This window comes from Vibrio sp. 10N.261.54.E10 (assembly GCF_002877735.2).
In the GTDB taxonomy this organism is placed as follows: domain Bacteria; phylum Pseudomonadota; class Gammaproteobacteria; order Enterobacterales; family Vibrionaceae; genus Vibrio; species Vibrio crassostreae_C.
Genome location: NZ_MCXE02000001.1, coordinates 2,402,968 through 2,420,367, shown reverse-complemented (window position 1 = coordinate 2,420,367; position 17,400 = coordinate 2,402,968). Strand labels below are relative to the sequence as shown.

Below are 17,400 nucleotides of genomic sequence, written 5' to 3'. Positions count from 1 at the left end.
TAACGTTTCACTCCGAGATGCGAGTACGCTGCGCTTCGGGATGCGAAGAGCCATTCCATTCTACAAAAAAAGGGTTGACCGATTAGGCCAACCCTTAAATTATTTACTCGAATCTACTTATAAATGCACAGCATGTTCAAGTAACTATCCGTTAAGCTTGAAAGCTCTTCTGGCGTTTCTACACGTTTCGCTTGAATGAACAGTGAGTAGCAGATGCCGTGGAATAGGTTCGCTAGATGTTTAGGATCGTGATCGTCGCAAACTTCGCTGCGTTCGATCGCTTTACTAAACATGTTTTGTACTAACATTTGGTTAGTGCGGTTGGTGGTTACGAATAGAGGCCATACTTCATCACGAGTCGAAGCGCTCCATTCAAACCATACGTTCAACCAATGGCTATCGTGAGCCACTAACGTCACCATTTCAGTCGCAATATTATGTAGGTTTTGTTTTGCGTGAATATCCAGATCGATATTGTCTGAAAGGAAGTTAGAGAATTGGCGTACAACATGATTAAGCACTTCATCAACCAGATCTTCACGGGTAGGGAAGTAATTAAATACTGTTGCTACAGACACCTGAGCGATGTCTGCAATATCAGCGTGTCCACCACGACCGATACCGCGGCGAGAGAATACCTCAAGAGCGATTTCCATCAATTGAAGTTTTCTTTTTAAAGGTGAAAGCCTAGTTCTAGGTCTCTTAGATATTGAGTCCATTTTATTTTCCTTGCCAACGAAATTTTTATATTAATGATTTTATTATTATTTAATCCAAGATGAGTGTAATGGTGCATATGCGAATGGTCAATCCTTTGAGCTTGTTTTATAGACAGTTACATCAAACTTGATACATAAAGCGTGATCAGCATTGATGTGAAAGGAGACGAGTATTGGATAAGGCACCAGCGCACATTTCGTGGAGAATCTGACAGTAAATTCGAACCATAAGGTGGTGTGGGTATTTGAGCAGTGCTAGACTTACGCACAAAATTGAGCGACACAACTGACGAAACTGTCAACATTCGTCGCAATCACCAAATAGAATGAGAGCAGTATGAAGCATACAGTTGAAGTCATGATCTCTGAGCAAGAAGTTCAGGATCGAGTGAACGAACTAGGCAAACAGATCACGGAACACTACAACGGTAGTGAAGATCTAGTTTTAGTTGGCTTATTGCGTGGATCTTTTGTCTTTATGGCAGATCTTGCTCGTGCTATCGATTTAACTCACCAAGTTGATTTCATGACCGCGTCTAGCTACGGCAACGGCATGGAAAGCTCACGTGATGTTCGTATTTTGAAAGATCTTGATGATGATATCCAAGGTAAAGACGTTCTACTTGTAGAGGATATTATCGATACAGGTAACACGCTGACTAAAGTAAAAGAGATTCTGAGCCTACGTGGTCCTAAGTCTATCGAAATTTGTACGCTATTAGACAAGCCTTCTCGCCGTGAAGTGACTGTCGATACAAAATGGATTGGTTTTGAGATCCCAGACGAGTTTGTTGTTGGTGTTGGTATCGACTACGCACAAAAATATCGTCACCTACCGTACATCGGTAAGGTAGTACCTCAAGAGTAATCATTACGCTTGTGGTTTAGAAGTCATTAAAAAGCCCGCTTGATGCGGGCTTTTTGTATATATGACGGAATGGGTTAGCTTTGTTGACTAAGAAGAGGCGTCGTTAAGATCTTGTTTAATGCATCTAAGTGACTGTTCTCTAAAGTATCGTTACTTGAGCAACGTACGCCAAGGTCCTGTAGCTTGCCATCGCCAATACCATAAACCACACCATGGATTTCAACGTCTTGGCCACGCTCCCACGCATTTTGCATAATGGTTGAGTTACCTAGGTTATAAACCTGTTCTGCGACGTTAATTTCGCATAACTTGTCACCCCATTGCTCACGAGGAAGCCCCTCGATTTGCTTGCGGTATTTTAGGTAATTGTCACGGATGTGCAGTAACCAGTTGTTGATAAGACCAAGTTTAGGGTTATCAATCGCCGCGTTAACACCGCCACAACCGTAGTGACCACAGACAATAATGTGTTTCACTTTAAGCACATCTACTGCGTACTGAACAACAGATAGACAGTTTAGGTCTGTATGAACCACTTGGTTGGCCACGTTTCGGTGAACAAACAGTTCTCCAGAATATAAGCCAGTCAGGCGCTCGGCTGGAACTCGGCTATCTGAACAACCTATCCATAGAAAACCAGGGCTTTGACCCTCTTCAAGCGTTGTAAAATACTCAGGTCTTTCAGAGCGAATTTCTTCAGACCATTTGGAATTGTTCTCAAAAAGCTGTTTTATTTCTGGCATCTTGCTTCTTACATCCCTCAATTAAGATGCTTAACTATACACAATGTTACAAATTCAATCTCGTAAAAACTGCGTCAAAATGTACTCATCTGACGTGTTCTAGTACGGAAAATCATAAACTTAGCCCACTATCAATAATCCGGTTATAAGACATGAATAATGTGATTGAATTAACACTTTCAGAACACTTGATACATTTGCTAAAGTGATAAGGTTTGTCATTTCATCATCAGGAAGGTGTGTTTTGTTTGGAAGTCGTTTTACGGATATCAATCTCAAAGGGGATATGTTTGGCGGTGTAACTACAGCCATCATCTCGTTACCTTTAGCATTGGCATTTGGTGTCGCTTCTGGCGCGGGAGCTGAAGCTGGCTTGTGGGGCGCCATTATGGTTGGCCTATTTGCAGCATTGTTTGGCGGTTCGAGTAGTTTGATTTCTGAACCTACCGGCCCGATGACGGTGATCATGACTGCCGTAATGACGAGTATGGTTGCTAAATATCCTGAAACGGGTATGGCAATGACCTTTACTGTCGTGATGATGGCCGGTGCATTCCAGATATTACTTGGTACGTTAAAGCTAGGAAAATACGTCACTTTGATGCCATATAGCGTGATCTCCGGATTCATGTCGGGCATTGGCGTTATTCTGATTATCTTGCAGCTGTCTCCATTGTTAGGGCATGCCGCTCCATCCGGTGGTGTAATGGGCACGCTCTCTGCTTTACCTGATACGCTAGCAAACTTAAAAGTGAGTGAGCTATTTCTAGGTGCTCTGACACTCGGTATTCTTTTTGGCTTCCCCGCTAAGTATCGTAAGTATGTGCCTGCTCAACTGGTCGCGTTAGTGGCTGTAACGCTCTTGTCCGTCATTATTTTTGATACCGACTCTATTCGCCGTATTGGTGAAATCCCAGCTGGTTTACCTTCCCTCGTTATCCCTACGATCAGCGCTGAACAGTTTACTACTATGGTTATCGATGCCTTGGTGCTTGGTACATTAGGTTGTATTGATACGCTTTTGACCGCGGTTATCGGAGATTCATTGACTCGTAAAGAGCATGACTCAGACAAAGAGCTTCGTGGCCAAGGCATTGCCAATATGATCTCTGGCCTGTTTGGTGCACTACCTGGCGCGGGTGCCACTATGGGGACTGTAACCAATATTCAGGTGGGAGCGCGTTCTCCGCTTTCAGGTGTTATTCGAGCTTTAGTACTTGCGCTCGTGGTATTGGTTGCAGGTGGTTTAACAGAACCGATTCCTATGGCAGTGCTGGCTGGTATCGCGATGTATGTTGGTTTCAATATCCTAGATTGGAGCTTTATCCAGCGCGCGCACAAGGTTAGCTATGCCGGCATGGGCGTGATGTACGGCGTGATGCTATTGACTGTGTTTGTTGACTTGATTATTGCCGTTGGACTGGGTGTGTTTATCTCGAATATTCTGATTATTGAAAGATTAAGCCGAGAGCAAGCCAGACAAGTTAAGGCGATCAGTGATGGTGATGATGAAGACGATATCCCATTGACTGATAGCGAACGTCAGTTACTCGATAGTGCCAATGGTAAGGTGCTATTCTTCTACCTATCAGGGCCGATGATATTCAGCGTTTCAAAGGCGATTTCACGTCAGCACTCAAGTATCTCTGACTATGAAGCGATGATTCTAGACCTGACAGATGTACCTATGATTGATGTCACTGTTGGCCTAGCGCTAGAGAATGCGATTAAAGATGCATTGGATGCGCAGTGTGAGGTGTATCTGCTGTGTCCTAATGAGAATACTCGTCAACAACTAGAGAAGTTCCACGTGATTGACCTAGTACCTGAATCCAACACTTATCGATTCAGATATGAAGCCCTGACGGCAGCAACAAGCTATGTCGACAGAGATGAGCATCAATTTGAGTCAGTTTAATTTTTCAGTAATAAGCTGATATGAATGACCTGATATGAATAAGCCATAGACGCTCACTTCAAGACTGATCATTAATGCCGTTAAGTGAATCACTTAGCGGCATTTTTATATTTATTGAACGTTGATTTAGTCTTCACGTAGCCAAGACGCTTATTTGTTTTCGAAAGAAACTCTCACACGATATTTGTATTCATCGTCAATCAACGATAAACTTGTTCGCAAAATGGCCGAGTAAACAAATCTTGGGTTAGCTTTCAGCTAGTTCGTTTTAAGCATTACTCTCTTCCTCAAGCTCGGCCGTCTACATCTTATCTATAGCAAATGGCAGTCTATCTCTATGTATGCATTAGAAATTGAGCAATTAAGAAAAACTTATGCTGGGGGCTTCGAGGCTCTTAAGGGCGTTAGTTTACAAGTAGAAAAAGGCGACTTTTACGCACTACTTGGTCCCAATGGTGCGGGTAAATCAACCACCATTGGTGTTATCTCTTCACTGGTAAATAAAACGTCAGGCAAGGTTAAAGTGTTCGGCTACGACATTGATACCGATCTGGAATTGGCGAAGCAGAACTTAGGCCTTGTGCCTCAAGAGTTTAACTTTAACCCGTTTGAAACCGTTGAACAGATCGTGCTGCAACAAGCGGGTTATTACGGCGTGCCAAAAGCATTAGCGAAAGAGCGAGCGAAAAAGTACCTATCTCAACTCGATCTGTGGGAAAAGCGTGGCGAACGCGCGCGTAACTTGTCTGGTGGTATGAAGCGTCGTTTGATGATCGCGCGTGCATTGATGCATGAACCTCATTTGTTGATCCTTGATGAACCGACAGCAGGCGTTGATATTGAACTACGTCGTTCAATGTGGGAATTCCTAAAAGAGATCAATGAGAAGCAGGGCATTACCATTATCTTGACCACGCACTACCTAGAAGAAGCAGAAATGCTGTGTCGCAACATTGGTATCATCAATCGCGGTGAGCTGATTGAGAACACAACAATGAAAGCGCTGTTGGGCAAATTGAGTGCTGAGACCTTTATTCTGGATCTGGAAGAGGGCACGACTGAACCTAAGCTTGAAGGCGTGAATAGCCAAGTGATGGTCAATGGCTCGCTAGAAATCGAAATCGACAAGAACCTAGGTTTGAATACCATCTTTGCTCAATTGAGCGAGCAACAGGTTAAAGTCCTCTCTATGCGTAACAAAGCAAACCGTCTAGAAGAGCTATTTGTGAGTATCGTCCGTGAGGGGAGTAAATAATATGTACAGCCTATATTGGACCGCTTTCTGCAGTTTGTTGACCAAAGAGATCAATCGCTTTACTCGTATCTGGGTGCAGACTCTGGTGCCGCCAGCGATTACCATGACGCTTTACTTCATCATCTTCGGTAACCTGATTGGTGCGCGTATTGGTGAAATGAACGGCTTTAGCTACATGGAATACATTGTTCCCGGTCTGATCATGATGTCGGTGATCACCAACTCATATTCCAACGTTGCTTCATCGTTCTTTAGTGCCAAGTTCCAGAAGAACATTGAAGAGCTGCTTGTAGCGCCTGTTCCTAACTACGTGATTATCGCCGGCTTCGTAATGGGTGGTGTGGTTCGTGGCTTGTTAGTGGGTACCATAGTAACCTTCGTGTCGTTGTTCTTTGTCGACTTACAAGTTGACCATTGGGGCGTGATCATTGCGACGGTATTTTTAACGTCGGTAGTATTCGCTTTGGGTGGCTTGATTAACGCGGTATTCGCACGCACGTTTGATGATATCTCTATTATCCCAACCTTTATCTTAACGCCGCTGACGTACCTTGGTGGTGTGTTCTACTCGATCAGTCTATTGCCTGAATTCTGGCAAGGAGTATCGAAGTTGAACCCTATCGTGTACATGGTTAACGCGTTCAGATATGGCTTCTTGGGTGTGTCTGATGTGGGGATCGTGACGTCGTTTGGCGTACTAGGTGTGTTTATCGTGCTGTTGTATGGCATTGCACACTACCTAGTGACAAAGGGTATTGGCTTACGTAGCTAACCTTTGGTTCATCTAAGTAACAGGTAAAGAAAAAGGTCGATATAACATCGACCTTTTTTTGTTTTGCGTTAAGAGCAGAAGCCGACTATTCAGTCGTTTCTTCTTTCACTTCTTCTTTGGTTTCCGTTACCAAATCGAGAACTTGGTTATCGATAAGACGCGTCTTACCTAGGAAAGCCGACATTAGAATCACTGCTTGAGTTGATTCTGAAGTGATCGCTTGCAGAGTTTTAGCATCACAAATGAAGATTTCGTCAGGTTGAAGATCTGCAGCGCGTAGCTGGTCAGTAGCATCTTCAATCACTGATGCGTAATCATCGCGACCACCACGAATAGCGCTGCTGATCCAGCGCATAGTACGCGCTAAAACGGGCGCTCGTTGGCGCTCGTCAATCGTTAGGTTGCTATTGCGAGAGCTCATTGCCAAACCATCCATTTCACGAACGGTCGCAACGCCGACAACTTCAATGTCTAATGCTAAATCAGTGGTCATCTGGCGAATAACAGCAAGTTGCTGAAAGTCTTTCTCGCCGAAGCATGCAAAGTCTGGCTGAACGATATTAAACAGTTTAGTGACAATGGTTGATACACCACGGAAGTGACCTGGACGAGAGGCACCTTCAAGCATGTGAGATATGCCAGGGACCTCAACAAACGTCTGCTTGTCTAATCCATCTGGGTACATCACCTCTGGCGTTGGTGTAAATACTAGCTCAACCCCTTCACCTGTTAGTTTGCTTAAATCTGCTTCTAACGTTCGAGGGTAGTTGTTTAGGTCGTCTGCACGGTCAAACTGCATTGGGTTTACAAAGATGCTTACCACAACGATGTCGGCCAGTTCACGAGCTTTCTTTACCAGAGTCAGGTGGCCTTCATGCAGGTTTCCCATTGTCGGTACAAAAGCAACCGTACGTCCATCACGCTTAAACTGTTTAATCTGCTCACGAAGAGCCGCTATTTCAGCAAAAGTTTGCATACTTACTCCTAAGCGATTGTATGAGCTTCATCAGGGAAGCGCGCGCTCTCTACTTCTTCTTTGTATAGAGCTACTGCCTTACGCATATCACCTGTTTCTGCTAGGAAGTTCTTAGAGAACTTCGGCATGTAGTTCGCAGAAATACCGAACATGTCATGCATAACCAAGATCTGACCATCGGTAACATTACCTGCGCCGATACCGATAACCGGTACGTCACAAGCTTCTGTAATTCGTTTTGCCAATGAAGCTGGCACACATTCAAGTAGAACGATTTGAGCGCCTGCGTTTTGCAGTGCTAACGCGTCAGCAACCATTTTGTCGGCTTGCTCGTCGTCACGACCTTGAATCTTGTAACCACCAAAAATGTTCACAGACTGGGGCGTCAAGCCTAAGTGTGCACATACTGGTACTGCACGTTCTGTTAGCATCTTCACAGTATCAACCAACCAGCTTCCGCCTTCGATTTTTACCATGTTCGCACCAGCACGCATCAAAGTCGCTGCGCTCTCACAAGCTTGTTCTGGCGTCGCGTAGCTCATGAAAGGCATGTCAGCCATAAGAAGACAATTTGGGCTACCAGCACGCACTGAGCGAGTATGGTAAGCAATGTCTTCAACGGTTACTGGTAATGTATCGTTATGGCCTTGTAAAACCATACCCAGTGAATCACCGACAAGCAGAACTGGCATTTCTTGGCTTTCGAATAATTGAGCAAAGCTCGCATCATAAGCTGTCGAAGTCGCAAATTTACGGCCTTCACGTTTGCATTTGATCAGGTCGTTAATGGTTACTTTTTTCATTGGTTTTCCTTAATGCGCTTGGCTATTGTTGCCAAACATTGAGCCCGTTCTTATCTACTATTTTCAGTAGTTCTGTCAGCTCAGTCCCATCAGGGAGTTGTAAACTTGGTGCGATTTCAGCAAGCGGGTAGAGTACAAACTCTCGTTCTTTCATTCCATAATGAGGAACGATTAAGCGCTCTGAATCGATCACCTCATTGCCGTATAGCACAATGTCGAGATCCAAGGTTCTTGGTCCCCAACGTTCGTCTTTACGGACGCGCCCTTGCTCTAGTTCGATCTTTTGAGTGCAATCAAGCAGTTCAATTGGCGTTAATTCGGTTTGGATAGCGACTACCGCGTTGATGTAGTCTGGTTGATTTTGCGGTCCCATTGGAGTGCTACTATATAGCTGAGAGGTCGCAATAAACGTTGATCGCGGTAGGCTTTTTAGCGTTTCGATAGCCAAATTTGCTTGGCTAACTGGGTCGGCAAGGTTGCTGCCGACCGCAATGTAAGCAGTTATCATTCTGATTGCTTACTCTTTTTGTTTCGGTAAGTCTTACGGCGACGATGGCCTGACTTTGATGGTGCTGCAACGTCGTTAGCCATTGCTTGACGCATGTTACGACCTGCAGTCTGATAACGCTCCCACCATTTTGCTAACTCTTTGGTTTCGCCACCTTCAATCTCACCACGCATTTCTAGGAAATCGTAGCCTGCACGGAATTTGTTTAATTCCATTAGACGAACAGCGCGTTTACCGTTGCGACGAGGCAGTCGAAGTTGCAGTTGCCAAACTTCGCGAATGGTTGCTGTGTGACGACGAGGAATCGCAATAGACTTTACTTGCTGATCTAGAATGATGTTACTCGCTTCCATGATCGCATCGTAGTGTGCCATACCCTGTTCAGCGACAAGTTTGTCTGCCAGCTTGTTCATTGGGTACCAAAGCATCGCTGCGAACATGAATGCTGGGTTTACTCGCTTACCATCTTCGATGCGAAGGTCGGTTGAATCGAGAACCAAATCAAGCATCTGCTCTGTGTGTGAGTCGTAATCTTCGGTGAAGTGCTCCGCTACCGCTGGGAACATCTGTTGGAATAGATTGTACTCGCGCATCAAGTGGTAGGTTTCTAAACCGTGACCTGATTGCAGTAATTTCAGAGACTCTTCGTAAAGGCGCGCTGCTGGGATATCTCTTAGAAGGTGAGCTAACTCTTCAATCGGGTCAGCCGTGTCTTCTTCGATGTCGAAATCCAGTTTAGCGGCGAAGCGCATTGCACGTAGCATACGTACTGGGTCTTCGCGGTAACGCGTTTCTGGATCGCCAATCAGGCGGATCAGTTTATCTTCTAAATCTTCTACACCACCCGCGTAATCGTGGATGCTGTAGTCTGCAATGTTGTAGTACATCGCGTTGATTGTGAAATCACGACGCTCTGCATCTTCATCAACACTGCCGTACACGTTATCGCGAAGTAGCATGCCTTCTTTCGATTGTGCAGAAACGTTCTTCGATGGTTCTTGGTGGTGACCACGGAAAGTTGCCACTTCAATGATGTCGCGACCAAACATGATATGTGCCAAGCGGAAACGGCGACCGATAAGACGACAGTTTCTGAAGAGGTGTTTGATTTGCTCTGGCGTTGCGTTGGTCGCAATATCAAAATCTTTTGGCTGAGAGCCTAATAAGATATCGCGCACACCACCACCGACTAGAAATGCGTCAAAACCCGCACCATTCAGGCGATATAGCACTTTTAGTGCGTTGTCGCTGATCTGCTTGCGTGAAATATTGTGCTCTTGACGAGTATAAATATTCAGAGCTAATTCGTGGAATCCGCGTTGTTCGCTTGGGGTATTGTCGTTTGTATTCATTAGTTTAGAACAAAGTAGGTATCGCCAACTTTGTTTTTCTCTTAGTCCAAAGTGGTAGTGCAGAGTTTAATTGCGGCTAATAATAGCTTAGCGCGAGCCATTTGAGAACATCGTCTGCTTAACCACAGTGGTTGGTTATGGCATTTTTATGTGTCGTTTTTGCTATTTGCCGTGAGTTTCGAGCTAATTACAGTGCTCTTTTTGTAAACTATCAGGTAACTGACTGACGTTCCATTGCTGGCAGCCCCACAATAAAATCTCATCCATTGAAGCCTCACAAAGAGCCGTCGGGATATCAAAACCTAAGAATCGCATCGCGTTGAGTAACGTTGGTTTTGGGTTGTCGAGATCTATCGCGGTGGCATGGTTCTGTTTTGACAGTTTATTCCCCAAGCCATCGGTTGCCAATGGTAAGTGCAAGTAGCTCACTGTTTTTTGCTTGAGCGTCTTATACAAACTGATTTGTCGACCTGTTGGTTCTATAAGGTCTGCGCCTCTTACGACTTCTGTTACTCCTTGGTCGATGTCATCAAGAACAACGGCCAAGTTATAGGCAAACAATCCATCTCTGCGTTTAATAATAAAATCTTCTTCAGCTAGTGCTTTAGGGATTTGAATGGTGCCGTGGCGAACATCATCAAAGGACTCCACTGGAAAGTCCATGCACAAGCGCACCGCCTGTTCACCTGAATCGATTAGGCCTACATCTCGACAGTGACCATTGTAAAAGCCGCCCAAAGCCTTTATCTGCTTGCGGGTGCATTGGCAGTAGTAGGCTTGATTGTCAGCAACCCATTGATCGATTTGAGCTTGATACAAGTCATGACGTTGGCTTTGATAGACGACTTCACCATCCCAAAATAGATGGTAAGCCTCAAGCGTCTTAAGAATGAGGTCTGCAGCGCCGGCCATTTCTCTTGGTGGGTCGAGGTCTTCCATACGAACTAACCATTTTCCTTGGTTAGATTTCGCTTGAAAGTAGCTACCAAGAGCAGCAACAAGTGAGCCAAAATGAAGAGGACCTGACGGTGATGGTGCAAAGCGCCCGATATAATTCATGAGTGAACAACCTAATCTAAATGGTACCGCAGTAGCCGATTCTTAAGACGTTTGACAAGAGCTTTAATGCCTAGAACTAAGGCTTAAAGCTGCTATTTACTATCAAGCGTGTGAAATACTTCGCTTGGATAACAAACAAAAAAGGGAGCCAAGGCTCCCTTTCTTTACATCTGCAAGAATTAACCTTGCATCTGTTTTTCTTTGATCTCTGCAAGTGTTTTACAGTCAATACAAAGATCAGCAGTTGGACGAGCTTCAAGGCGACGAATGCCAATCTCGATACCGCAAGAATCACAGAAGCCGAAATCGTCTTCTTCGATCTTGTCTAATGTCTTCTCAATTTTTTTGATAAGACGACGTTCACGGTCACGGTTACGTAACTCTAAGCTGAATTCTTCTTCTTGAGAAGCACGGTCAACTGGGTCTGGGAAATTCGCTGCTTCGTCCTGCATGTGGTGCACAGTACGATCAACTTCTTCCCTGAGCTGGTTGCGCCAAGCTGCTAAAATTTTTGTAAAATGTTCCGTTTGCTCAAGTGACATGTACTCTTCACCTGGCTTCTCTTGGTACGGTTCAACACCTGCGATGGCTAGGATGCCTAGCGCTTTTTTCTTAGATTCTGGCATACAGCATCTCCTATTTACACCTAGTCAACTGCAAAGCAGCTAATTTTAAGGCGGGTATCTATAGCAGAAAGAACGAATGGTGGCAAATACTCTTATTCAAACTTGCAATCAATGTGATTAGTTCAGCATCTTTGCTTAGCTATTGATAAATTCAACAGCTTGTTTTAGTTGTATTTGAGTACTGCTGAGCTCTGCTTTATAGCAAAGCACTTCAACTCCAGCGTCTTGTGCTTGTTTTAGTAATAACGAATATTTGGCGTCTATATGGTGTGCCGCAGACACTTTTTCAATACCTGAATGTAAAACAGTGAATAAAAGTACGGCTCTATTTCCAGATTCGACCATTTCTGTGAGTTCACGCAGATGTTTTTGGCCTCTGGTTGTGACCGCATCAGGGAAAAAACCTTGCCCTTTAGTTGACGTTTCTTGCTCGTCGAGCAACGTGACGCTTTTCACTTCGATATAGCAAGGCGGCTTTTCGTTATCTTCAAGCAGAATATCAATGCGACTATTCTCACTGCCATATTTCACTTCGGTTCGTAACGCGTTATAACCTAAGAGTTCAACTATAGTCCCATTTTCAATTGCTTCCACTGCTAGCTGGTTTGCCCGCGCAGTATTTACACAAATACGATGACCTTTGTCTGTTTCTGAGATCTCCCAGCTGTTTGGGTACTTTCTCTTTGCATTATCGGAGGTTGAGTACCACACCGTATTGCCAGGAGTCGCACATCCTGTCATCGCTCCAGTGTTAGCGCAGTGGATAGTGCGCTCGCTACCGTCTGGAAGTTGGATGTCAGTGAGAAAGCGTTTATAGCGTTTAATAAGAGTCGCTGGCTCTAATGGAGGATTGAAGTGCATATTACTTATTTAGACAGGTAGGTTTTTATGTACAATGTTGCCAACATTACACCACAAGGTTCTCCCATTGCCACAACTGCCCATAGAAGCTGTGATGCCAGATCTGCTCGCTGGCGTAGAAACACACACTCAACTTATTCTAAAGGCCGCTCCCGGTGCGGGTAAGTCAACATTCTTCCCTTTACAGTTAGTTAAGACCAACGCCGTTCAAGGCAAAATCATCATGCTTGAACCGAGGCGTTTGGCTGCAAGGAATATTGCTACTTACTTAGCGAGCCAATTGGGAGAAAAGGTGGGAGAGAGCATTGGCTTTAGAGTTCGTGGTGAATCTAAAAGCAGCAGTACGACTCGCTTAGAGATTGTTACTGAAGGGATCATGACAAGAATGATCCAAACCGACCCTGAATTGACAGGGGTTGATATGGTGATCTTTGATGAATTTCATGAACGCAGCATTCACGCAGATACCGCATTGGCGTTTAGCTTAGAGATCCAAGACGCGCTGCGTGACGATCTAAAAGTGGTTGTGATGTCGGCAACCTTAGATCAACAAGCGCTACAAACTTTGCTACCGGATGCCAAATACGTTGAATCACAAGGTCGCACCTTTCCGGTCGATTTCCGTTATCAGCCTCTTAGTGCAAATGAATATCTAGCCCCTAAAATGGCTAACGTGATTCGCTCTCTGATGGAGAAAGAGTCAGGCTCACTTCTGGCCTTTTTGCCGGGCGTTTCTGCGATTAAGCAGGTGGAATCTCAACTAGAACAATTCGCCAATGATATCGATGTGTGTCCTCTGTATGGGCAACTCAGCTTTTCTCAACAGCAGAAAGCGATCGCGCCATCAGAGAAAGGGCGTCGAAAGGTGGTGTTAGCGACCAATATTGCTGAGACTTCTTTGACGATTGAAGGTATTCGATTGGTGGTTGATTCCGGGCTTGAACGTGTGGCGAAGTTCGATCTGAAAACCGGTATTACTAAGCTTGAGCAAGTGAAAATCTCGCAATCTTCAGCTGAACAACGAGCGGGCCGTGCGGGACGAATTGAAGAGGGCTTGTGCGTTCGTTTGTACAGCGAAACGCAGCTGATGCAGCAACCAGCTATACCAGAACCTGAAATTCTTCATTCTGATTTGTCTTCGCTGGTGTCTGAATTGACGCAATGGGGCGCTGCGAGTGCTGATGAACTGCAATGGTTAGACGTTCCACCCAAAGCTTCTATCGGGCAAGCCAAGCAACTCTTACAGACTCTTGAATTGTTAGACGATAATGGTCAATTTACGGCATTAGGAAAACAGGTCCAACGTTTAGGTCTAGAGCCTCGTATTGCCAGCATGTTGGTTAAAGCGCAGCAAGGTAGTCCTGCTCTGTTGAATGTCGCGGTTGTTGCTGCTGCTTTGCTGGAAGAGCCGGAGCGCAATGTGACGGATATTCAACACTCTTTGCATCGACTTAAGCAAAGAAAACATTCCAAAAATAGCGTTGTGATGCAGCGAGCGAAAAGTCTCGCGAGCAAACTCAATCATCACTTAGATTTGTCACAAGCTGACGAATCATTGCTACCATTAGTGCTTTGTTTTGCCTTCCCAGACCGGATTGCACAAGTGAGAAGCGCGACCAGCAGTGCTTTCCTTTTGGCGAATGGCCACGGTGCTGAGGTTCGTGATGATGATCCACTGGCGAACAATAACTATATCGTAGTGATTGATTTGATGCGCAGCACAGGGCGAGCCAGTCAGATTTTCTTAGCCACCGCGGTTGATATCGCACAGTTAGAAGCTGAATTTCCAAAACTGTTTGTGCGTTCCGATTACGCCGATTGGGATGAGAAACGTGGCCGTTTAGTTGCTGAGCAGCGTGTATCTCTGGGCAAGTTGATTATCAGCACCAAAGCTTTACCTGATCCCGATGCGAATCAGGCGAGCCAAGCGCTGCTCAATTATGTCGCTCGATGTGGGTTGGATCGCTTAAATTGGACAGCTTCGGCTAAGCAGTTGGTTGAGCGTGTACGCTGTGCAGAGCTTTGGATGCCTGAGCATGATTGGCCAGCGATGGACGATGCGAGTTTGATTGAACACCTTGATGAGTGGCTATCCCCCTATCTGAATGGCATTAAGTCGGTAAAAGGACTGTCTAGTGTTTCGATTGAGCAAGCATTGTCGGCTTATCTTGGTTGGCCTTTGAATCAAGAAATCGACCAATGGTTGCCAACGCACTATCTGATGCCAACAGGCAGCAAGAAGGCCATTCGTTATCAATATCAATCTGAACCAGTGATCTCAGTGCGAATGCAGGAAGTCTTTGGCGAACAAGACTCGCCATTGATCGCGCAAGGGCGTAAAAAAGTAGTGCTTGAGCTCCTTTCTCCAGCACAGCGACCACTACAAATTACTCAAGATTTAGCTGGCTTTTGGGCTGGCGCGTACAAAGAAGTACAAAAAGAGATGAAGGGCCGTTACCCAAAACATCCTTGGCCGGATGACCCTGCTAACCATGTAGCAACCACTAAAACCAAACGACAGTTGAATCGATGATGACCAAAATGTTAACGCCAAAAAAGGCACCACCTAAAAAAGCGCCAGCAAAGAAGTCACCAGCGACCAAAGCCAAGCCAAGAAAACCAAGAGCGGCTGCGAAAAAGACCAAACCTAAGGCTAAGAAATCTGGCAAAAGAGGTTGGTTGAAGATCCTATGGGGCATTTCTTGGAAAGCGGGCTTAGCGCTTGCGGCATTGCTGTTGTTCGTCGGTATTTATCTTGATTCTGTGGTCAAACAGCGCTTTGAAGGTCAGCTGTTTGATTTGCCAACCGTGGTTTATGCGCGAGTGCTAGACCTGTCTCCGGGAACTCCGGTGAGTTTGGTTCAGGTTAAGAATGAGCTCGATGTACTTAATTACCGTAAGGTGAACGCGCCTCGTCACCCAGGCGAATACTCTTCTTCTTCGACCAAGATTGAAATGATTCGTCGTCCGTTCGAGTTTGTTGATGGACCGGAAGCGGATCGTCATGTGATGCTGCACTTCAATGGTAACGAATTAACTCGCATTCAGTCGCTGGAGAAGAAAGGCGACATGGGCTACCTGCGTGTTGAACCGAAAATGCTTGGCATGCTTGAGAAAAGTAACGATGAGCAGCGCCTGTTCTTAAAACGCAATCAGTTCCCAGAAGTGATGGTTGATGCCTTACTGGCAACCGAAGACCGAAACTTCTATCAACACGATGGTGTGTCGCCACTGGCCATCGCTCGTGCAATGGTCGTTAACGTCAAAGCTGGGCGAACGGTACAAGGTGGTAGTACGCTGACACAACAGTTGGCAAAAAACCTGTTCCTGTCCAGTGAACGTACATTGTGGCGTAAGGTTCGTGAAGCCTACATTGCACTTATCTTAGACCATCGTTACAGCAAAGACCGTATCCTAGAGGCTTACTTAAATGAGGTTTATCTTGGACAGAATGGTGGGCAAGCGATTCATGGCTTCGGTTTAGCGTCTCGTTTGTATTTTGGTCAACCTATTCAAGAGCTGCGCATCGATCAGCTAGCACTGCTGGTGGGTATGGTGAAAGGACCGTCGTATTACAATCCGGTTCGCTATCCTGAGCGTGCTAAGACTCGACGCGATCTGGTTCTTCGCTTATTGATGCAACAAGACATCTTAACTCCGCGACAATACGAAGAGGCGGCGAGTCGTGATTTGGATATTCAAGACAACCCACGCATTGCTAGCCGTCAGCCCGCTTATTTCCAACAAGTAAACATTGAGCTTAAGAAGTATGTCGGCGATCGATTTGAGGCGAAAAAAGGGATTCGAGTCTTTACCTCTCTGGATCCGGTATCTCAAGACAAGTTAGAGAAGTCGATTGCTCGTAAGGTGCCTGATTTATCGAAAACCGCAGGTAATAAGCTGGAAGCAGCAGCTATTGCCGTGGATAGAAATACCGGTGAAATCCGGGCGATGGTCGGTGGTAAGCGTACTGGCTACGATGGCTTTAACCGTGCCTTGAACGCGAGTCGCCCAATTGGTTCTTTGGTCAAGCCTGCAATTTACTTAACCGCACTAGAGCAGCCTCAGAAGTACACGTTGGCGACAACATTGAAAGACACGCCACTGAGCTTGAAAGGCAGTAAAGGTAGCGTGTGGAGCCCGAGAAACTTCGATCGTAAGTTCCGTGGCGATGTGCCTTTGTATGTGGCGCTTTCTAAGTCTTACAACGTACCTACTGTTCGTTTAGGCATGCAATTAGGCATTGATAGTGTCTCGGATACGATTGGAAAACTGGGGGTCGATAAAAATGAGATTCGTCCAGTGCCGTCGATGTTTTTGGGTTCGTTCTCACTGACTCCGTTCCAAGTTGCGCAGATGTATCAAACCATTACCAATTCTGGGCGTATAGCACCTTTGTCTGCGCTTCGCTCAGTTGTTGATAACGATGGCGAGGTTCTGTATCAGTCGATCCCTCGTGTATCACAAAGCGTTGACCAGCAAGCCGCTTGGCTTACAACCTATGCAATGAAACGTGGCGTGTCGGAAGGCACGGGCCGTTTCCTACAAGGTCAGTTTGCATGGGCAGGGTTAGCTGGTAAAACTGGCACTAGTAATGACAGCCGAGACAGTTGGTTCGTGGGTGTTGATGGTCGCGAAGTCACTACCATCTGGCTAGGGCGCGATGATAATAAGCCGACTAAACTCACGGGCTCTAGTGGTGCGCTACGTGTCTATGCCGATTATCTGAAACATCGAACTCCAGAGCAGTTACTGTTGCCTTGGCCGAATGGCATTACGACGGCAAGTTTTACTCGAACTTCTCAAGGGGCTTTAGAGTTTGACTGTGACGGTACGGTTAAACTGCCGGTTTGGGATGAGAATGGAAACATTAAAAAGGGTTGTGAAAGTCAACCAAAACAGTGGCTAAAAAAGCTTTTTCAGTGGTAAAGTCGTAAAAG

General features: G+C 45.5%; 15 protein-coding genes. 6 read left to right on the top strand and 9 right to left on the bottom strand.

The features are described from left to right. Nucleotides 1-113 precede the first annotated feature (113 nt). Nucleotides 114-719, bottom strand: a complete 606-nt coding sequence (locus BCU07_RS10575; RefSeq protein WP_102428504.1) for a LuxR/HapR/OpaR family quorum-sensing transcriptional regulator — start codon at nt 717-719, stop codon at nt 114-116. 337 nt (nt 720-1,056) lie between these two features. Here BCU07_RS10575 and hpt point away from each other — a divergent pair, with 337 nt between their 5' ends. Further along, the gene (hpt, locus tag BCU07_RS10570; protein ID WP_017059438.1) at nt 1,057-1,587 is read left to right on the top strand and encodes a hypoxanthine phosphoribosyltransferase; all 531 of its coding nucleotides are present in this window, start codon (nt 1,057-1,059) and stop codon (nt 1,585-1,587) included. A 74-nt stretch (nt 1,588-1,661) separates the two neighbouring features. On the opposite strand, the gene can is transcribed toward hpt, so the two are convergent. After that, nucleotides 1,662-2,330 carry a carbonate dehydratase gene (gene can, locus BCU07_RS10565; RefSeq protein ID WP_017063246.1) on the bottom strand — a complete coding sequence of 223 codons (669 nt, stop codon included), beginning with the start codon at nt 2,328-2,330 and terminating at the stop codon, nt 1,662-1,664. A 286-nt stretch (nt 2,331-2,616) separates the two neighbouring features. On the opposite strand from can, the gene BCU07_RS10560 reads away from it, so the two are divergent. The 3 genes from BCU07_RS10560 (at nt 2,617) to BCU07_RS10550 (ending at nt 6,275) form a co-directional block, all read left to right on the top strand. After that, the gene (locus BCU07_RS10560) at nt 2,617-4,248 is read left to right on the top strand and encodes a SulP family inorganic anion transporter (protein WP_017063247.1); all 1,632 of its coding nucleotides are present in this window, start codon (nt 2,617-2,619) and stop codon (nt 4,246-4,248) included. A gap of 337 nt (nt 4,249-4,585) precedes the next feature. Next, entirely contained in the window at nt 4,586-5,503 is a 918-nt protein-coding gene (locus tag BCU07_RS10555) for an ABC transporter ATP-binding protein (protein ID WP_017059435.1), read from the top strand. Nucleotide 5,504: 1 nt separating this feature from the next. Further along, on the top strand, nt 5,505-6,275 hold the full coding sequence (locus BCU07_RS10550; protein ID WP_010435987.1) for an ABC transporter permease: 771 nt from the start codon (nt 5,505-5,507) through the stop codon (nt 6,273-6,275). Between the two features lie 85 nt (nt 6,276-6,360). On the opposite strand, the gene panC is transcribed toward BCU07_RS10550, so the two are convergent. The 7 genes from panC to sfsA form a co-directional block, all read right to left on the bottom strand. Then, the gene (panC, locus tag BCU07_RS10545; protein WP_017059434.1) at nt 6,361-7,251 is read right to left on the bottom strand and encodes a pantoate--beta-alanine ligase; all 891 of its coding nucleotides are present in this window, start codon (nt 7,249-7,251) and stop codon (nt 6,361-6,363) included. A gap of 8 nt (nt 7,252-7,259) precedes the next feature. After that, complete coding sequence (panB, locus tag BCU07_RS10540; RefSeq protein WP_017059433.1) at nt 7,260-8,054, bottom strand: 3-methyl-2-oxobutanoate hydroxymethyltransferase; 795 nt, start codon at nt 8,052-8,054, stop codon at nt 7,260-7,262. Nucleotides 8,055-8,076: 22 nt separating this feature from the next. Beyond that, nucleotides 8,077-8,562, bottom strand: coding sequence for a 2-amino-4-hydroxy-6-hydroxymethyldihydropteridine diphosphokinase (gene folK / locus BCU07_RS10535; RefSeq protein WP_004735459.1), 486 nt, complete (start codon nt 8,560-8,562; stop codon nt 8,077-8,079). Then, nucleotides 8,559-9,914: a polynucleotide adenylyltransferase PcnB gene (gene pcnB, locus BCU07_RS10530; RefSeq protein ID WP_017059432.1), complete on the bottom strand. Its 1,356-nt coding sequence runs from the start codon at nt 9,912-9,914 to the stop codon at nt 8,559-8,561. Before pcnB ends, folK begins: the two co-directional genes overlap by 4 nt. Nucleotides 9,915-10,097: 183 nt before the next feature. Further along, complete coding sequence (gluQRS, locus tag BCU07_RS10525) at nt 10,098-10,973, bottom strand: tRNA glutamyl-Q(34) synthetase GluQRS (protein WP_102428503.1); 876 nt, start codon at nt 10,971-10,973, stop codon at nt 10,098-10,100. Nucleotides 10,974-11,152: 179 nt separating this feature from the next. Further along, on the bottom strand, nt 11,153-11,599 hold the full coding sequence (gene dksA / locus BCU07_RS10520; RefSeq protein WP_017059430.1) for an RNA polymerase-binding protein DksA: 447 nt from the start codon (nt 11,597-11,599) through the stop codon (nt 11,153-11,155). A 135-nt stretch (nt 11,600-11,734) separates the two neighbouring features. Continuing rightward, entirely contained in the window at nt 11,735-12,460 is a 726-nt protein-coding gene (sfsA, locus tag BCU07_RS10515; protein ID WP_017066814.1) for a DNA/RNA nuclease SfsA, read from the bottom strand. A gap of 34 nt (nt 12,461-12,494) precedes the next feature. On the opposite strand from sfsA, the gene hrpB reads away from it, so the two are divergent. Together hrpB and mrcB are read left to right on the top strand one after the other, a co-directional pair. Further along, nucleotides 12,495-14,993, top strand: a complete 2,499-nt coding sequence (gene hrpB / locus BCU07_RS10510; RefSeq protein ID WP_102428502.1) for an ATP-dependent helicase HrpB — start codon at nt 12,495-12,497, stop codon at nt 14,991-14,993. After that, complete coding sequence (mrcB, locus tag BCU07_RS10505; RefSeq protein ID WP_102331931.1) at nt 14,990-17,389, top strand: penicillin-binding protein 1B; 2,400 nt, start codon at nt 14,990-14,992, stop codon at nt 17,387-17,389. Before hrpB ends, mrcB begins: the two co-directional genes overlap by 4 nt. Nucleotides 17,390-17,400: the final 11 nt, after the last annotated feature.